Consider the following 16,696-nt stretch of genomic DNA (forward strand, 5'->3'; position numbering starts at 1 on the left):
CCCTGCCGGAGAGCGTTCGGCAGGGCGGCCCGGGGCCGGCTCAGGCGGGGGAGGCCTGGCCGGAGTTGACGAGGTCCAGCAGGGCGCCCGGCGTCTCGGCGTCGACGACCGCGTCGTCCGGTATCGCGATCCCGTACTCGCGCTGGATCTGGCCGATGACCTGGAGCAGGGCGAGGGAGTCGTAGCCGAGGTCGATGAACGGGGTGTCCCGGACATCGCCGTCCAGGTCCACGCCCTCCTCCTCGCCGGCGCTCTCGCGCAGCATCCGGGTCAGGTCCGCCAGGGTCACCTCGGTCTTCGTGGTGGTCGTGGACATGTTGGTTCCTCTCTGTGATGTGCGTGGATGCGCGGTGCTTGTGGGGGGGTCGGGGGCCGGTGGGCCCGGTTCGGTGGGCCGGTCCGGTGGGTCCGGCTCAGTGGGCGCGGCGCAGGACGAGCGCCGCGTTGAAGCCGCCGTGGCCGCGGGCCAGCACCAGCGCGGTGCGCAGGTCCGCCTCGCGGGCACCGGTGACCAGGTCGATCCGGTGGCCGGGGTCGGCCTCGGCGACACCCGCGGTCGGCGGGATGACGCCGTCGCGCAGTGCCAGCAGCGCGGTGGCCGCGTCCAGCGCGGCGCCTCCGGCCAGCAGCCGACCGGTCATGCTCTTGGGCGCGGTGACCGGTACGCCGCGGGCGCCGAAGAGTTCCTCCAGCACCTTCGCCTCGGCCCGGTCCAGTCCGGGGGTGCCCGCCGCGTCGGCGAAGACGACGTCGACGTCCGAGGGGGCCAGGCCGGCGTCGGCCAGGGCGTTCTCGGCGGCCCGGCGCAGCGCGGAGGGCCGTCCGCTGCCGGGTGCGGGGTCGAGGGTGGCGGCGTAGCCGGCGACGGTGCCGTAGACGTGCTCGGCGCCGCGCTCCCGGGCGGACTCGGCGTCCTCCACGATGAGGATCGCCCCGCCCTCGCCCGGCACGTACCCGCTCGCCTCCGCCGAGAAGGGCAGGTAGGCGCGGGAGGGGTCGGACTCGGTGCTCATCAGGCCGGAGGCGATCTGCGGTACCCAGCCCCAGGGGCACAGGGCCGCGTCGACACCGCCGGTGACGACCATGGGCACGCCCTTGCGGACGTGGCGGCGGGCGTGGCCGATGGAGTCGATGCCGCCGGCCTGCTCGGTCAGCAGCACCCCGCTGGGGCCGCGCATCTTGTGGCGGATGGAGATCTGGCCGGTGTTGACGGCGTAGAACCAGGCGAAGGACTGGTACGCGCTGACGTACTCCTTGCCCTGGCTCCACAGGTTCTGCAGCTCGCGCTGGCCGAACTCCACCGCGCCGCCGGAGGCGGCGGTGACCACGCCCATGCCGTACTCGGGCAGGTCGCCGGGGGCGATGCCGGCGTCCGCCACGGCCCAGTCGGCCGCGGTGAGCGCCAGGCGGGTCATGTGGTCGGTCTGCGGCATCAGCCGGCTGGGGATGTGCTCCTCGGCGACGTAGCCGGGGACCTCGCCTCCGACGGTGGAGGGGTACTGGGAGGGGTCGAAGCGGGTGACGCGCCCCAGGCCGCTCTCGCCGGCCAGGGTGGCCCTCCAGTAGTCCTCGGTGCCCAGGCCGTTGGGGGCGGCGATGCCCAGGCCGGTCACGACCGCGGTGGTCCGCACGGCCGGCGCGGTCGCCGCCGCGGGCCGTACCGCCGGCGCCGTCGGTGTCGCTGTCATCGGGCACTCCTCTCCGGCCGGGCGAGCAGCATGGCGCTCTGGAAGCCGCCGAAGCCGCTGCCGACGCTGAGCACCGTGTCGGTCTTCCTCTCCCGGGCGGTCAGCGGGATGTAGTCGAGGTCGAGTTCGGGGTCGGGCTCGTGCAGGTTGGCGGTGGGCGGCAGGACGCCGTGCTCCATCGCCAGGGCGCAGGCCGCGATCTCCAGGGAGCCGATGGCGCCCAGCGAGTGGCCGATCATCGACTTGATGGAGCTGATGGGGGTGGCGTACGCGTGGTCGCCCAGGCTGCGCTTGAAGGCGCCGGTCTCGTGACGGTCGTTCATCTTGGTGCCGGAGCCGTGGGCGTTGATGTAGTCGATCGCCGTCGGGTCGAGGCGGGCCTCGTCCAGGGCTGCGTCGATGGCCTCGGCCATCTCGCGGCCGTCGGGCTTGAGGCCGGTCATGTGGTACGCGTTGCAGCGGGCGGCGAAGCCCGCGATCTCCGCGTAGACGTGGGCCCCGCGCCTGCGGGCGCTCTCCAGCTCCTCCAGGACCAGGATCGCCGCGCCCTCGCCCAGGACCAGGCCGCTGCGGGTCCGGTCGAAGGGGCGGCAGGCGCTCTCGGGCGTGTCGTTGCGGGGCGTGGTGGCGTGGATGGCGTCGAAGCAGGCCGAGGTGATGGGCGAGATCGGCGCCTCCGTCGCGCCGGCGATCATCACGTCGCAGGTGCCCTCGCGGATCAGCTCGACCGCGTGGCCGAGCGAGTCCAGGCCGGAGGTGCAGCCGGTGGAGACCACCGCCGCCGGACCCTCGGCGCCTGCCTCCTGCCCCACCTCGGCGGCCATGGAGCTGGGCACGAAGTGGCGGTACAGCTCGGGCACCGCGTACTCGTGGTCGACGTTCCACTTGCGGCCGCCGTCGCTGACCACCACGTACTCGCGCTCCAGGCTGGTGGTGCAGCCCACCGCGCTGCCGAGCGAGGTGCCGATCCGGGACGGGTCCAGGGCGGAGACGTCCAGGCCGCTGTCGGTCAGCGCCTCGCGGGTGGAGACGACGGCGAACTGGGCGGCCCGGTCGAGCCTGCGGATCTCCTGCGGGCTCAGGCCCGCCGCCGCGGGGTCGAAGTCGCACTCGGCGGCGACCCGCGAGCGGAAGGGGGAGGCGTCGTAGAAGGAGATCGTGCGGGTCGCGGTGCGTCCCGCGGTGAGCAGCTCCCAGTACTCCTTGACGCCGACCCCGCCGGGGGCGACGACGCCCAGACCTGTGATCACGACTCTGCGTACCACCGCTTACCTCCCCTTCGACGGGACCGGATGCCGCTGTCGGCATCCGGCGGTTGGAACTGTGCGGGCCACTGCCGTTCCCTTCGTCCGTGACGCTCTCGTGGCGCTTGCTGAGGGTTTCGGCGGCCGGGGCGGTTCGGGGTTCGGTCCCTCGCCGCCCCGGTGCCGGGCCGGGCGGCCGCCCGCTCGTGACGCGCCGCCGCTTCCGGTGAACTCATGGTTGAAGCCGTCCCTAGACGGGGACTCGCGCCTGCCTGGACGGGCCGGCGGCCACCGCTTCCGAGGGGGCCTTCACGCACTACAGCGGGACGTTGCCGTGCTTGCGTTCGGGCAGGTCGGCCTGCTTGCGGCGGAGCATGGCCAGGGACCGGGCCAGGACCCGCCGGGTGTCGGCGGGGTCGATGACGTCGTCGACCAGGCCGCGTTCGGCCGCGTAGTAGGGGTGCATCAGCTCGGACCTGTACTCCTCGACCAGCCTCGCCCGGGTGGCCTCGGGGTCGTCGGAGGCGGCGATCTGCCGCCGGAAGACGACGCCCGCCGCGCCCTCGGCGCCCATCACCGCGATCTCGTTGGTCGGCCAGGCGTAGGTCAGGTCGGCCCCGATGGACTGGGAGTCCATGACGATGTACGCGCCGCCGTAGGCCTTGCGCAGCACGACGGAGACGCGCGGCACGGTGGCGTTGCAGTACGCGTACAGCAGCTTGGCGCCGTGCCGGATGATCCCGCCGTGCTCCTGGTCCACCCCGGGCAGGAAGCCGGGCACGTCGATCAGGGTCACCAGGGGGATGTTGAACGCGTCGCAGGTTGAGACGAACCGGGCGGCCTTCTCGGAGGCGTGGATGTCCAGCACGCCGGCGAGCTGCTGAGGCTGGTTGGCGACGACACCCACCACCTGCCCGTCGACGCGCGCCAGCGCGCACACCACGTTGCGCGCCCAGGCCTCGTGCACCTCGAAGTACTCGCCGTCGTCGACGATCTCCTCGATCACCGCGCGCACGTCGTAGGCGCGGTTGCCGTCGGCGGGGACGAGGTCGGCCAGGGCCTCGCAGCGCCGGTCGGCCGGGTCTCCGCCGCGTACGACGGGCGGCAGTTCCCGGTTGTTGGACGGCAGCAGGGACAGCAGGTAGCGCACGTCCTCCAGGCACTCGGCCTCGTCGTCGTGGGCGAAGCCGGCCACGCCGGAGGCCGCGGCGTGCGCGTCGGCGCCGCCCAGTCCGTTGTGGGTGATCTCCTCGCCGGTGACCGCCTTGACCACGTCGGGGCCGGTGATGAACATCTGCGAGGTGTCGCGGACCATGAACACGAAGTCGGTCAGCGCCGGGGAGTAGGCCGCCCCGCCCGCGCACGGGCCCAGCATCACCGAGATCTGCGGGATGACGCCGGAGGCGGCGGTGTTGCGGCGGAAGATGCCGCCGTAGCCGGCCAGGGCGGTCACGCCCTCCTGGATGCGCGCGCCGGCCCCGTCGTTGAGGGAGACCAGCGGCGCTCCCGCGGCCCGCGCCAGGTCCATGACCTTGTGGACCTTGGCGGCGTGGGCCTCGCCCAGGGCTCCGGCGAAGACGCGGAAGTCGTGGGCGTAGGCGAAGACGGTGCGGCCGTGGACGGTGCCCCAGCCGGTGACCACGCCGTCGCCGTGCGGTTTGCGGTCCTCCAGGCCGAAGCCGGTGGCGCGGTGCCGGCGCAGGGGCTCGATCTCGGTGAAGGTGCCCTCGTCGAAGAGGACCTCCAGCCGCTCGCGGACGGTGAGCTTGCCCTTGGCGTGCTGCCGGCGGGTGGCGTCCGGATCGGGGCCCCGGCCCACCTCCTCCTTGAGCCGGAGCAGTTCCGCGGTGGCCCGGCGCAGGTCGGGGCCGGGTTCCGGCGCATGGTCCGGCGCCTGGTCCAGGTCCTGGTCCGGGGCGGTCCGCGATGCCGGTGCACTCGTCGTGATGTCGTCGAGGATCGTCATCGGGCGAACGTAGGAACGCCGCCTAGAGGTCGGCTGGAGCAGCCGCCGGACCGTTCCCGCGTCCGTACCGCGCCGGTCTGCCGGCCGGGCCGGTCAGCGCACCGCGTGCGCCGTGGCGTCCAGTTGCGGGTCGCCGGAGAGCACCGCGTGGTGCAGGCGCTGGAGCTTCGGCGAGGGCTCCATGCCCAGCTCCTCGATGAGCGTGTTGCGCAGCCGCTGGTAGGCCTCCAGGGCCCGCCAGGAGTTGCCGGAGCGGTGCAGGGCCACCATCAGCTGGGCACAGAAGTTCTCGTGCATGGGGTGACGGGCCGCCAGCACCCTGAGCTCGGGGACGAGTTCGGTGTGCCGGCCCAGCCGCAGGTCGGCGTCGACACGGCGTTCCAGGGCCGCCATCCGGTCCTCGTCCATGCGCAGGACCTCCAGCTCCAGGACACCGCCGACCCGCACGTCCACCAGTGCGGGACCGTGCCACATCTTCAGTGCGCGGCCCAGCATCTCGGAGGCCGTACGGTCGTCGCCGGCGTCGTAGGCCGCCCGGCCGGACGCGGCGAGCTGCTCGAACTCCTGGACGTCCACCTGGCCGGGCTGCACCTGGAGCAGGTAGCCGCCGTGCTGGGTGATCAGCACGTCCTTGGCCTCCCGCCCGGGATCGCCCTCCAGCGCCACCGCGATCCTGCGGCGCAGCTGGAGTATGTAGGTCTGCAGGGTGGTGGCGGCGCTGCGCGGGACGTTCTCGCCCCAGATCTCCTCCATCAGGGTCGGCACGGTCACCACGTGATCGGCCTGGAGGGCGAGCAGTGCGAGGATCTGCCTCGGCTTGGCGGCGCTCGGAACCACAGACACTCCCCGCTCCACCGCCGTGAGCGGGCCCAGAACCTTGATCTCCATGGTGTGCTCTCCCCTTGTCGAGCCCAATCCGCCGGCGGTCCGCCTGACGGTTCATCTCGGAGCATTGAGTGAGGCTCGCACGGTGCGGGAGCGGCGCACAGTGAGGCGCTCATGAGCGCGGTCGTGAAAATCTCATGGGTCGGTGGTGAACGCCGCACTGGGCTCCCGGGTGGCGTGGCTCACACAATCATCACGATTGATTCGAACGCTCGGTCGTCCGACTCACAGGGGGTCTTCACATGCGAACCAACACGTCCGCCACCGCCTCGACGGGGAACACCGGCGCGGAGGAGCGGCGCTTCGCCGAGCTGGCCGTCCGCACCGGGCTGGAGCCCGGCCTGGAGGCCCGGTACACCGCCGACCCGGTCGCGGTGCTGTCCGGGTTCGGCCTGCCCGCCGCCGAGGCGCCCCACGGCGGCGTGCCGGACTCCGTGGCGATCCTCGCGGAGCTCGGCCTGTACGCGTCCGAGCCGGTCTACGCCGGCGACCCGCTGCTCATCGAGGACCTGGAGCAGCTCGACACCCGCGACGCCGAGCAGCTGGCCTGCTTCGGCTGCACCCGCGCGGACGACTTCAGCCTGGAGGTTCCGGGGCCGGTGGGGGCGTGAGACAACGCGAAGAGGCTGCCGACGGCGGCCCCTTCGTGGGCTTCCGTCGCCATCTGCGGGCCGAGGTGGTGCCCGGCGAGGCGGTCTACCTGCTCTCGCCGCGCGGGGTCAGGGCGCTGTACGGCCGGCCCGCCGAGGCGCTCGCCCCGCTGCTGGACGGCACCCGCACGGTGGCCGGGGTGCTGCGCGAGGCGGGCGCCCTGGTCCCTCCGGCGGAGGCCGGCCGGATCATCGGGGAACTGGCGCGGGCCAATCTCGTCGGCTACCGGTCCGCTCCCGGTGAGGGCACCGACGTATCGGCGGCCGCCTACTGGGAGCTGGCCGGTCTGGACGGCGGCGCCGCGGACGCGGCGCTGGCCCGTACCGCCGTACGGCTGGTCACCGTCGGCGGGGTGGACGGCGACCGGGCCCGCGCCGCCTGCGAGGAGTCCGGCCTGAGGGTGCTGGGGCCGCTCCCCTCCCCGGAGGGGGAACGGGCCGGGCGGGGCGGTGCCGGTGACCGCACCGGCGGCGAGGGCGGTGACGGCGGGCCCGGCAGTAACGTTTTCTCGCTGGTGCTCTGCGACGACTACCTGGCCCCCGGCCTGCGGTCCGTGGACGTCTGGCACCGCGAGCGCGGGCTGCCCTGGCTGCTGGCCGGCCCCTGCGGCCCCGAGCCCTGGGTGGGACCGGTGTTCCGGCCCGGTTCGGGGCCCTGCTGGTCCTGCCTGGCTCACCGGATCCGCATCCACCGCCGTTCGGAGGTGCCGCTCCAGCGGGCCATCGGAAGCGACGCGCCCCTGCCCCGCCCGTCCGCCTCCCTGGCGGCCGGGCGGGGGATGGGCCTGCGAATGGCGGTGCTGGAGGCGGCCAAGTGGCTGGCGGGGGTGCGCAACGAGGGCCAGGGCGCCGTCCGTGTCCTGGACACCCTCACCCTGCGCACCGGCCACCACACGGTGCACCGGCGCCCCCAGTGCCCGGAGTGCGGCGACCCGTCGCTGGTCTCCGGGCAGGTGCGGCGGCCGCTCTCCCTGGCACCCCGGCCGAAGGCGGCGCGGGGCGGGAGCAACGACCGCTCCCTCACCCCCGAGCAGGTCCTGGAGCGGTACGGGCACCTGGTCGACCCGGTCACCGGGATAGTGCGCGAGGTGCGGCGGGACGCCCGGCTGCCCGACGGCCTCAACTCCTACGTCTCGGGCCACAACCTGGCGCTGGACGCCCACACGCTCGCCGATCTCCGCGGCGGGCTGCGCAGTCTCAGCGGCGGCAAGGGCGTCACCGCGCTGGAGGCCGAGGTCGGCGCGCTGTGCGAGGCGGTGGAGCGCTACAGCGCCACCCGCCAGGGCGACGAACCCGTGGTGTACGACAGCCTGCGGGGTCTGGGGGAGCGGGCGATCCACCCCAACGCGTGCCAGCTCTTCGACGAGCGGCAGTTCCGGGACCGGGAGCGCTGGAACGCCACCGCCTCCCCCTTCCACCAGGTGTGCGCGCCCTTCGACGCCGACCGCCCGGTGGAGTGGACGCCCGTGTGGTCCCTGACGGCCCGGGCCCACCGGCTGCTGCCGACCTCCATGCTGTATTTCGGCCACCGCGCCTCCCCGGGGTCGGGCGAGCCCCGCGCCGACTCCAACGGGAACGCGGCCGGCAGCAGCCTGGAGGACGCCGTCGTCCAGGGCTTCCTGGAACTGGTCGAGCGCGACGCGGTGGCCCTGTGGTGGTACAACCGCACCCGCCAGCCGGCCGTGGACCTGGACGCCTTCGACGAACCCTGGCTCGCCGGGCTGCGGGAGGTCTACGCGCGGATGAGGCGGGAACTGTGGGTCCTGGACCTCACCGCCGACCTGGGCATCCCCGTGATGGCGGCGCTGTCGCGGCGCACGGACAAGCCCGCGCAGGACATCGTCCTGGGGTTCGGCGCCCACTTCGACCCCCGGCTGGCGCTGCGCCGCGCGCTGACGGAGATGGGGCAGCTGGCCGCCTCGGTGGCCCGTGTCGGCGGGAGCGGGGCCGGATATGGTGCCGCGCCCCCCGAGCTGGTGGAGTGGTGGACCCGCTCGACCGTAAGGAATCAGCCATATTTGGCTCCGGACCAGTCAACGACCCCTCTGGCCCCGCATGACTATCCGTACACCCCGCGTAACGACCTGTACGACGACGTGGAGACGGCCCGCTCCCTTCTGGAAGCCCGCGGAACGGAGCTGCTGGTACTCGATCAGACGCGCCCTGACGTGGGTGTTCCGGTGGTCAGGGTGATCGCTCCCGGTCTGCGCCACTTCTGGGCGCGTTTCGCGCCGGGCCGCCTGTTCGACATACCGGTGACACTCGGCCGACTCGAGCGGCCGACACCCTACGGGAACCTGAATCCGATCCCGCTGTTCGTCTGATTTCGGACGCCGCTCCTCACCGGTGGCCAGAGCCAACCGATGGCCAATACGATGCGGTCAACTCATGGTTCAACTTCATGACTTCTGACCGAGGAGCAGCCAGGTGCACGACACCCCGGACAGCGCCTCCTCCCTCCGGGCTCCCGCTCAAGCGGGGGCCCGGAGCACGTCTTCCCCGCGGTCGCAGGCGCGCCACCGCGAACTGCCCGCGCCGAAGCTGGCCAGGACGATCGCGGTGGCCACCCTGGTGTACTACTCGGGGATCTCGCTGCTCAACGTCCTGCGCAGCGGCGCCGAGCGGAACCAGGTGCTGCTGTGCCTGGGGTGTGTGGCCGCGGTCTTCGTCTTCCAGTTCCTCCACATATCGCCCCGTTCGCAGCGCTGGTCCTTACGCCGCCGCTGCGCCACCCTGCTCGCGCAGGCCGTGCTGACCTATCTGCCGTTCCTCTTCTTCGGCCTCAACTGGGGGAGCATGGCGGGCCCGCTGGCCGGTTCGCTGCTGCTCCTGCTGCCCGGCAGGGTGGCCTGGCCCTCCTACGGCGTGATCACGGGCACCATGCTGGCCATGACCGTCTCGGCCGGTCTGGACTGGGTGACGGTCGCCTATCTGACGACCTCGACCATGATGGCGGGGCTGATCCTCTACGGGACGGCGAGGCTGAGCGATCTGGTGGCCGAGGTCCAGGCCTCGCGGGCGGAGATGGCCCGGATGGCGGTCACCGAGGAGCGCCTGAGGTTCGCCCGCGACCTGCACGACCTGCTGGGGTACAGCCTGTCGGCCATCACGCTCAAGAGCGAGCTGATCTACCGCCTGGTGCACTCCCGGCCCGACCGGGCGCGCGAGGAGATCGCCTCCGTCCTGGAGGTGTCCCGGCAGGCGCTGTCGGACGTACGGCTGGTGGCCAGCGGCTACCGCGACATGTCGCTGGAGGCGGAGGCGGAGTCGGCCACCGCCATCCTGGCGACGGCCGACATCCGGGCGCAGGCGGACGTCTCCTGCGGCCGGCTGCACCCGGTCACCGACACCGTGCTGGCGACCACGCTGCGGGAGGGCGTCACCAACATCCTCCGCCACAGCAAGGCCCAGACCTGCGTGATATCGGTCGAGTCGGACGGGGAGACGGTCGTGCTGCGCCTGGTGAACGACGGGGTGGCCGGGCAGCGTCCGGACCGCTCCGCGCACAGCGGCAGCGGCCTGGGCAACCTGCGCGGCCGGCTCGCGGCGATCGGCGGCCGGGTCGAGGCGGGCGTACGCGAGGACGGCCGGTTCCACCTCGTCGCGCAGGCCCCCGCGCATCCCGCGGCGGCGCATCCGCCTGAGGCCGGGAGACTGGGAACGGCGAACGCCGCGAGATCCGCGGCCTGACACAAGCGTCCGGTCCGGGGGGCCGGGCGCCATTCTGGTCTGGGGGGCCAATGCTGTCAGTGAAGATCCTGCTCGCCGAGGACGTGCACATGATCAGAGGGGCGCTGGTCGCCCTGCTGGAACTGGAGCCCGACTTCAGCGTCGTGGCCGCCGTCGACCGGGGGGACCTCGTCGTGGAGCGCGCACTGGAGACCAGGCCCGACGTGGCCGTCCTGGACGTCGACCTTCCCGGTGTCGACGGCCTCACGGCGGCGGCCGACCTGCACGAGCGGCTCCCCGGCTGCCGGACCCTGATCCTCACCAGCCTGGGCCGGCCGGGCACCCTGCGCCGGGCTCTCGCCGCGCACGTCACCGGGTTCCTGCTCAAGGACGCGCCCTCCGACCGGCTCGCCCACGCCGTGCGCTCCGTGGCCCAGGGCCAGCGCGTCATCGACCCCCAGCTGGCCCTGTCCGCCTGGGACTGCCCCGACAACCCCCTCTCCCCCAGGGAGCTGGAGGTGCTGCGGCTCGCCGCGCAGGGCGCCGACGCCGCCGAGATCGCCGGCACCCTCTACCTGTCCAAGGGGACCGTCCGCAACTATCTGACGACCATCGTCGCCAAGCTCAACGCCCGCAACCGGATCGACGCCGTGCGGATCGCCGAGGAGGCCGGCTGGATCCCCTGAGCCGTGCGCCTCGCGGGACACCGCTCGCGGTCCGCTCGCGGTCCGCTCACGGGGCCGCCCCGAAGGCGGCCGGCGGGGACGCCGCGCCGAGCAGCGCGTCGAGGAGGCCGGTGTCCAGTGCGGTGCGCACCGACAGGTCGGAGGTCTCGCCGAAGCCGGAGTCGTGCACGGCTGTGCCGACGACGTACCCCCCGTCCTGCCCGCGGTCCGGGTCACCGCCCGGATCACCGCCCGGATCACCGCCCGGGTCGCCGCCCAGTACGCCGGTGCCGAACGTCCACTCGTCACCGCCCGCCGGGGTTCCGTCGGGCCGCACCAGCCGGATCCGGTCCGCGCCCAGGTCGAAGCCGAACTCGGTGAACCGGAAGCGCAGCCCCTGGCCGAGCGCCTTGCTGTACGCCTCCTTCAGCGTCCACAACCGCACCAGCGTGGCGTTGCGGTCGCCCGCCTCCCCCTCGTCCAGCCGGGCCAGCTCGTACGGGGTGCAGCCCTGGGACTCCGAGCCGGTGCCGGCCATCCGGCGGTCCGCCGACTCGACGTCCACCCCGATCCGGCCCCTGCGGGTGATACCGGCGACCAGCGTCCGGCGGGTGTGGCTCAGGCTGATGTCGATCTGGTCGCAGCCGCGCACATACGGCCGCCCGCCGGGCTGGTACGCCAGGTCCACCTGCTCCGGGGCCGTGTCGATCGCCGCGGCGATCACGTGCCGCAGCAGCAGCCGGGAGGCGGAGAAACGTTCCTTCATCAGGGGTTGCGCCATGGCCTCGTAGCGGTGCCAGTCCCGGCCCAGCATCCGGCGCAGCGCCGGCTCCCCGCCCGGCAGGCGCCAGTCGGGCAGGCGCCCGGCCACCACCGCGGTCCCCCGGTGCGCCAGCTCCTGCCGGACCGGATCCCAGGGACCGTGGGGGCCCGCGACCTCCAGGAGACCGGGCGCCCCTCCCCCGTGCTCCCCGCTGCCCGCGGCCTGCGCGGAGGGCGCCACCTCAGCCCTCCGCCAGGGACGCGGAGAGCGGGCCGGCGTCCAGCTCGGACAGCACTCCGGCGAGGTCCACCGCGTTGCTCTCCGGCCCCCGGCACATGGACAGGCAGACCGGCCCCCGGCTGCCGCCCATGCGGCGCACGAAGGGGGTGAGGACCGCCTTGGGGCCGATCTCGACGACATGGGTCGGGGTCTGCTGGGCGAGCAGCTGCCGGGCCGCGTCGGCGAACCGCACCGTGGAGGTGATCTGGAGGGACCAGTAGGGGGCGTAGAGCGGCTCGCCCGTGTAGCCGCCCCGCACCGTGGAGTAGAACGGCACCCGCGGCGCGCCGCCGGGCAGCCTCCGGGCCACCTGCTCGAAGCGCGGCAGGACCGGCGCCATCAGCGGGGAGTGGAAGGCGTGCGTGACGTTCAGCGGGGTGGCGGCGATGCCTCGTGCGGCCAGCTTCTCCTGGACGCGCTCCAGAGCGGCGATCTCCCCCGACAGCACGGTGGCCCTCGCCGCGTTGACCGCGCCGATGCTCACCCCGGGCTCGCCGGACAGCAGCTCGGCGGCCTCGTAGGCGGGGGCGCAGGTGGCCGTCATCCCGCCCCCGGAGGGCAGGTACTGCATGAACGCGCCCCGCAACGCCACCATTTGGGCCGCCGATTCCAGTGTCAGCGCCCCGGCGACGGTGGCGGCGGCGAACTCGCCGATGCCGTGGCCCAGCACCGCCACCGGGCACACCCCCGACTCCTCCAGCGTGCGGGCCAGGGCGTACTCGACGGCGAACAGGGCGGGCTGGGTGAACGCCGTCTGGTGGATCCGCGCGTCCCCGCTGAGGATCAGGTCGACGACCGACAGCCCGGTGTAGGGCAGCAGCGCGTCCGCCGCCTCGTCCAGATGCGCGCGGTATCCCGTGGAGTGCAGGTACAGGCCGGCGGTCATGCCGGGGTGCTGGGATCCCTGCCCGGTGAAGACGAACGCCGCGCGCACCCGGCCGTCCCCGCCGGGACGGGGGTCCCGCAGCGCCAGGTACCGCGCCAGGGCGCGCACGGTCGGGTACGCCCAGACGTCGGTGGGGTCGATCAGCGGGCCGTACTTCTCCTCGATGTCGCCGTAGAGGCTGAGCGCGGCCACGGAGTCCAGCCCGTGCTCGGCGAACGACACGGCCTCCTCCACCGGCCGGCCGAGGTAGTGGGCCAGGCGCTCGGTCAGCCAGTCGGCGTACGCCTGTTCGCGCACCCGGCGGGGGGGTACGGACATCTCGCGCTCCTTTTCTGCGGTTCGGAGGGGGGTGGCGCGGGGGCGGTCAGGCCAGGTGCGTGCCGTAGAGGTCGTAGCTGCGCCGTCCGTGCAGTCGTGCCAGGACCTCGGCGAGCACCCGGCTCTCGCACGCGGCGGGCCGCTCCGGGAGCGGCAGCCCCAGCCGCCGGCACAGGCGGTAGAGGGCCGCGGTGGGCCAGGCGGGGTCGGCGAGGAAGGGTCCGGCGGCACCGCCGGACCGCTGCTCCCGCCACACGCCGAGGCAGGCGGCGGCGGCCAGCACCAGGGCGTACCGGTCGGCCAGCGCGAAGCTGCGCGGATCGATCAGGGCCGCACGGTCGTCCGCGCCGATCCCGGCGAACGCCGTGCGCAGCTCGCCCAGTTCGGCGACCAGGGCGCGGGTGAGCGTGCCGAGCGCGCCCCGGTCTCCCGGGGCGTCCCCGGGCAGGTCGTCGGAGCCCAGCAGGCCGTCGGTGGCCACCAGGGTCGCGGCGAGCGGATCGCTGTCGCCCAGCAGGGCGGGCCCGGCCGGGTCCAGCGGCGGCAGGTCCCCGTGGAGCCGGAACAGCCCGGCGGGCGCCTCGGCGTCGTTGAACCACACGTGCCTTGCGAAGAAGGGCAGTTGGGGCAGGAGGCTGACCTGGCGGCCCGCGCTGCCGGCATGGCCCAGCGAGGTGACGGGCAGATCGCGCAGCTGCTTGGCGAACATCGCGTACGCGCCGTCCCGGGCCAGGCTCTCCTCGCCCAGTACGGCGGACATCCCGTCCATCGACTCCGCGACGATCTTCGGGGCCAGATAGGCGGCCGCGGCGGCGTACGCGCTGGTCTGCCGCGGCATCAGGTGCAGCCCCCGGGTGGCCACCAGGGCCAGGCAGTCGCTCAGCAGCAGGTCGAGGAAGGCGCCGGTGAGGACGTCGCGCACATGCTGGACGTCCAGCGGGGAGCGCCCCCCGGCCCGGCGGCGGGCCGCGAACCGGGCCACCGTGCGCAGCGCGGTGTCCGCCCCGGCCAGCACGATGGACGGGATCAGGCCCCGGATGAGCAGCGAGGAGCGCAGGGACAGCTCGTAGCCGCCGCCGGGCTCGCCGACCAGCGCCCCGCCCGGCACCGGGCAGTCGGTGGCCCGCAGCCCGCCGAACTCGGCGCTGCGCATCCCGTTGGTGGGACGCCTGGCGAGGTCGGTCAGCCGGCCCTCGGGCAGCCCGGCCCGGTCCAACAGCAGCACCGAGTGGCTGCGCCCGCCGCCGCCCTCGCCGGTGCGGGCGAAGACGACGAGTCCGGTGGCCCGCGAGGCGTTGGCGATCACCGACTTGCTGCCGTTCAGCAGGTAGCCGTCGCCGGTGGGCCTGGCGGTGAACTCCTCGCGGACGAAGTCGTTGCCGTGCGCCACCTCGTGCCGCGCCACGGCGACGCGGCGGCCCCGGAGCAGATGCCCGGCCACCTCGGCCCGCTGCCCGGCACTGCCCCCGATCCAGACGGGGGCGGCGGCGAAGAAGCAGTTGAGCCCGTAGCCGAAGCCGAGCGAGGCGTCCCGGCGGAAGACCGGCCGCAGCACCCGGCCCAGGCCGTCCATCCGCGACAGCCCGCCGCCCAGCTCCGCGGGCACGAACTCGGCGTTGAAGCGGTGGGCGTCGAGGACCTCCTCCGCGCCGGCGGGCATCCGGCCCGCCGCGTCGGCGGCCAGGATCGCGTCCTGGCCCAGCGGGTTGGCCGGGTCCTCCAGCGGGCCGAAGGCGCGCTCCAGCGCGTCGGCGCGGTCCTCGTACGCCCCCATCACCGTGCCCCGGCCGTCATCAGTTCCCTGACCTCGGGGAGGATCTCCTCGTGCAGCGGCCGCAGTTCGCCGCGGAGGAACAGGCCGCGCATCGCGGCGCGCTCCACCTTGCCGCTGGTGGTGCGGCGCACCGTGCCGGGGCGCACCAGCAGCACCCCGCCGGGCCGCACCTCGAACTCCTCGGTCAGGCGGTTGCCCACCGCCGCGGTCAGCGCGGCCAGGTCGATGTCGTACCGGCCGCGGGCGCGCAGCTCCTGGACGACGACGATCCGGTCCCGCTCGCCGGGCACGGCGAACGCGGTGGCGGCCCCGAACAGCGAGCTGACCCGCTGCACGGTGCGCTCCAGGTCCTGCGGGTAGATGTTGCGGCCGGCGACCACGATCATGTCCTTGAGGCGGCCGGTGACGTACAGCCGGCCGTCCACGACGGCGCCCAGGTCCCCGGTGCGCAGGTGACCGCCGTCCCCGTCGGCGGTGCGTCCGTCGAAGGCCAGGGCGGTCTCCGCCGGGCGGCCCCAGTAGCCGCGGGCCACGCCGGGGCCGCGCAGCCAGATCTCCCCGATGCGGCCGTCGGGCAGCACCTCGCCGCCGACGGGCTCCACGACGCGCAGTTCGCCGTCGGCGACGGGACCGCAGGAGACCAGGGTGCGGTGCGCGGCACCGGCCGCGGCCGCCGGTTCCGGGTCCGGAGCGGGGGCGCGCAGTTCGTGGCGCTCCAGCGCGGCGGCGTCGACCACCAGCCGTGCGGGCTCCTCACCGGGTCCGCGCACGGCGCCGGTCACCAGCAGGGTGGCCTCGGCCAGCCCGTAGCAGGGGGTGAGCGCCCCGGGCCGCAGCCCGGCCGGGGCGAACCGCTCGGCGAAGGCGCGCAGGGTCCTGTCGCACACCGGCTCGCCGCCGCTGACGGCGGTCTCCCAGCCGGACAGGTCCAGATCCGCGAGCTGCTCGTCGGTGATCCGGCGCAGGCACAGCTCGTACGCGAAGTCCGGGGCGCCGCTGACGCGCACGCCGTACCGGGAGATCGCCTCCAGCCAGCGGACCGGCCGCTTGACGAAGGCGGTGGGGGACAGCAGCACGGCGGTGCCGCCCAGCCACAGGGGGTGCAGGAGTTGGCCCACGAGTCCCATGTCGTGGTGGAAGGGCAGCCAGCCGCCCAGCCGGTCGCCGGGCCGGGTGCCCAGGGCACGGCCGATCGCCGCCTGGTTGGCCATGATGTTGCCGTGGGTGACCACCACGCCGCGGGGGTCGCGGGTGGAGCCGGAGGTGTACTGGAGGAAGGCCACGGAGTCGGGGCCGAGGTCGGGCCGGTGCCACGGGCCCGCCGCGGGGGCGGTGTCCACCGGCAGGCAGGCGACGTCCCCGTACCCGGCGCCGGCCAGCAGCCGCGAGACCTCGGGGGCTTCGGCGGAGTCGGTCAGGGCGATCCGCACGGCGGCGTCCTTGACGATGCCGGTCACCCGTTCCTCGTGGTGGCGGCGGCCGCCCGCGGGCGGCACGGGGACGGCGACGGCCCCCGCGTACAGGCAGGCCACCAGGCTGACGGCGAACAGCCGCCGGCAGGACTGCAGGACCAGCACCCGCTCGCCTCGCGCGCCGTGCTCCTGGAGCCAGCCGGCCAGCGCCCTGGCCTCGCGGTCCAGTTCCCCGTAGGAGACGGTCTCGGCGGTCTGCTCGCCGCCGGGACCGCCGGACTCGCCCAGCAGGACGAGCGCCGCCCGTCCGGGCGCCTCCCCGGCCCTGGTCAGAATGAGATCGGTGAAGCTCCGGTAACCGTTCATCGCCTCCCCCTCGCGTGCCTTCGTGGCCGCCGCGCCTGTGGCACCGGCCCGTGTGACTCCTCCGGGAAGGTACGAACACCCTCTCGAACCGGGCTCGACATCCCCCGGACCGGCGGACGCCCCCCGCGGTC

The 16,696-nt window shown here is 74.1% G+C and carries 13 protein-coding genes; 4 read left to right on the forward strand and 9 right to left on the reverse strand.

Features of this window, described 5'->3' with window-relative positions:
* Nucleotides 1-40 precede the first annotated feature (40 nt).
* The 5 genes from L7D48_RS01735 to L7D48_RS01755 all read right to left on the reverse strand — a co-directional run bounded on the left by L7D48_RS01735 (nucleotide 41) and on the right by L7D48_RS01755 (nucleotide 5,786).
* Nucleotides 41-316 (reverse strand): acyl carrier protein, encoded by a 276-nt coding sequence (locus tag L7D48_RS01735; RefSeq protein WP_206350092.1) that lies wholly within the window; start codon nucleotides 314-316, stop codon nucleotides 41-43.
* A gap of 97 nt (nucleotides 317-413) precedes the next feature.
* The gene (locus L7D48_RS01740; RefSeq protein ID WP_237876673.1) at nucleotides 414-1,688 is read right to left on the reverse strand and encodes a ketosynthase chain-length factor; all 1,275 of its coding nucleotides are present in this window, start codon (nucleotides 1,686-1,688) and stop codon (nucleotides 414-416) included.
* Nucleotides 1,685-2,953, reverse strand: coding sequence for a beta-ketoacyl synthase (locus tag L7D48_RS01745; RefSeq protein WP_237876675.1), 1,269 nt, complete (start codon nucleotides 2,951-2,953; stop codon nucleotides 1,685-1,687). Before L7D48_RS01745 ends, L7D48_RS01740 begins: the two co-directional genes overlap by 4 nt.
* Before the next feature lie 295 nt (nucleotides 2,954-3,248).
* Nucleotides 3,249-4,898: an acyl-CoA carboxylase subunit beta gene (locus L7D48_RS01750; protein WP_237876677.1), complete on the reverse strand. Its 1,650-nt coding sequence runs from the start codon at nucleotides 4,896-4,898 to the stop codon at nucleotides 3,249-3,251.
* A gap of 93 nt (nucleotides 4,899-4,991) precedes the next feature.
* Nucleotides 4,992-5,786: an AfsR/SARP family transcriptional regulator gene (locus L7D48_RS01755; RefSeq protein ID WP_237876679.1), complete on the reverse strand. Its 795-nt coding sequence runs from the start codon at nucleotides 5,784-5,786 to the stop codon at nucleotides 4,992-4,994.
* Nucleotides 5,787-6,025: 239 nt separating this feature from the next.
* On the opposite strand from L7D48_RS01755, the gene L7D48_RS01760 reads away from it, so the two are divergent.
* The 4 genes from L7D48_RS01760 (at nucleotide 6,026) to L7D48_RS01775 (ending at nucleotide 10,788) form a co-directional block, all read left to right on the forward strand.
* A complete protein-coding gene (locus L7D48_RS01760; RefSeq protein ID WP_237876681.1) occupies nucleotides 6,026-6,394 on the forward strand; it encodes a hypothetical protein in 369 nt (122 codons plus the stop codon).
* On the forward strand, nucleotides 6,391-8,757 hold the full coding sequence (locus L7D48_RS01765) for a TOMM precursor leader peptide-binding protein (protein WP_237876683.1): 2,367 nt from the start codon (nucleotides 6,391-6,393) through the stop codon (nucleotides 8,755-8,757). The genes L7D48_RS01760 and L7D48_RS01765 overlap by 4 nt, the downstream gene beginning before the upstream one ends.
* A 103-nt stretch (nucleotides 8,758-8,860) precedes the next feature.
* Nucleotides 8,861-10,123: a sensor histidine kinase gene (locus L7D48_RS01770; RefSeq protein WP_237876685.1), complete on the forward strand. Its 1,263-nt coding sequence runs from the start codon at nucleotides 8,861-8,863 to the stop codon at nucleotides 10,121-10,123.
* A gap of 50 nt (nucleotides 10,124-10,173) precedes the next feature.
* Entirely contained in the window at nucleotides 10,174-10,788 is a 615-nt protein-coding gene (locus L7D48_RS01775; protein ID WP_237876686.1) for a DNA-binding response regulator, read from the forward strand.
* A gap of 46 nt (nucleotides 10,789-10,834) precedes the next feature.
* Here the strand turns inward: L7D48_RS01775 and L7D48_RS01780 are convergent, their stop codons facing one another.
* The 4 genes from L7D48_RS01780 to L7D48_RS01795 are packed head-to-tail and all read right to left on the reverse strand — an operon-like array spanning nucleotide 10,835 to nucleotide 16,565.
* Complete coding sequence (locus L7D48_RS01780) at nucleotides 10,835-11,770, reverse strand: 4'-phosphopantetheinyl transferase superfamily protein (RefSeq protein WP_237876688.1); 936 nt, start codon at nucleotides 11,768-11,770, stop codon at nucleotides 10,835-10,837.
* A gap of 1 nt (nucleotide 11,771) precedes the next feature.
* Nucleotides 11,772-13,013 (reverse strand): acyltransferase domain-containing protein, encoded by a 1,242-nt coding sequence (locus L7D48_RS01785; protein WP_237876690.1) that lies wholly within the window; start codon nucleotides 13,011-13,013, stop codon nucleotides 11,772-11,774.
* A gap of 46 nt (nucleotides 13,014-13,059) precedes the next feature.
* A complete protein-coding gene (locus L7D48_RS01790) occupies nucleotides 13,060-14,787 on the reverse strand; it encodes an acyl-CoA dehydrogenase family protein (RefSeq protein WP_237876692.1) in 1,728 nt (575 codons plus the stop codon).
* Nucleotides 14,787-16,565, reverse strand: a complete 1,779-nt coding sequence (locus L7D48_RS01795) for a fatty acyl-AMP ligase (RefSeq protein ID WP_237876694.1) — start codon at nucleotides 16,563-16,565, stop codon at nucleotides 14,787-14,789. Before L7D48_RS01795 ends, L7D48_RS01790 begins: the two co-directional genes overlap by 1 nt.
* Between the last annotated feature and the right edge of the window lie 131 nt (nucleotides 16,566-16,696).

It is taken from the genome of Streptomyces sp. ICN903, assembly GCF_022015835.1.
In the GTDB taxonomy this organism is placed as follows: domain Bacteria; phylum Actinomycetota; class Actinomycetes; order Streptomycetales; family Streptomycetaceae; genus Streptomyces; species Streptomyces fenghuangensis.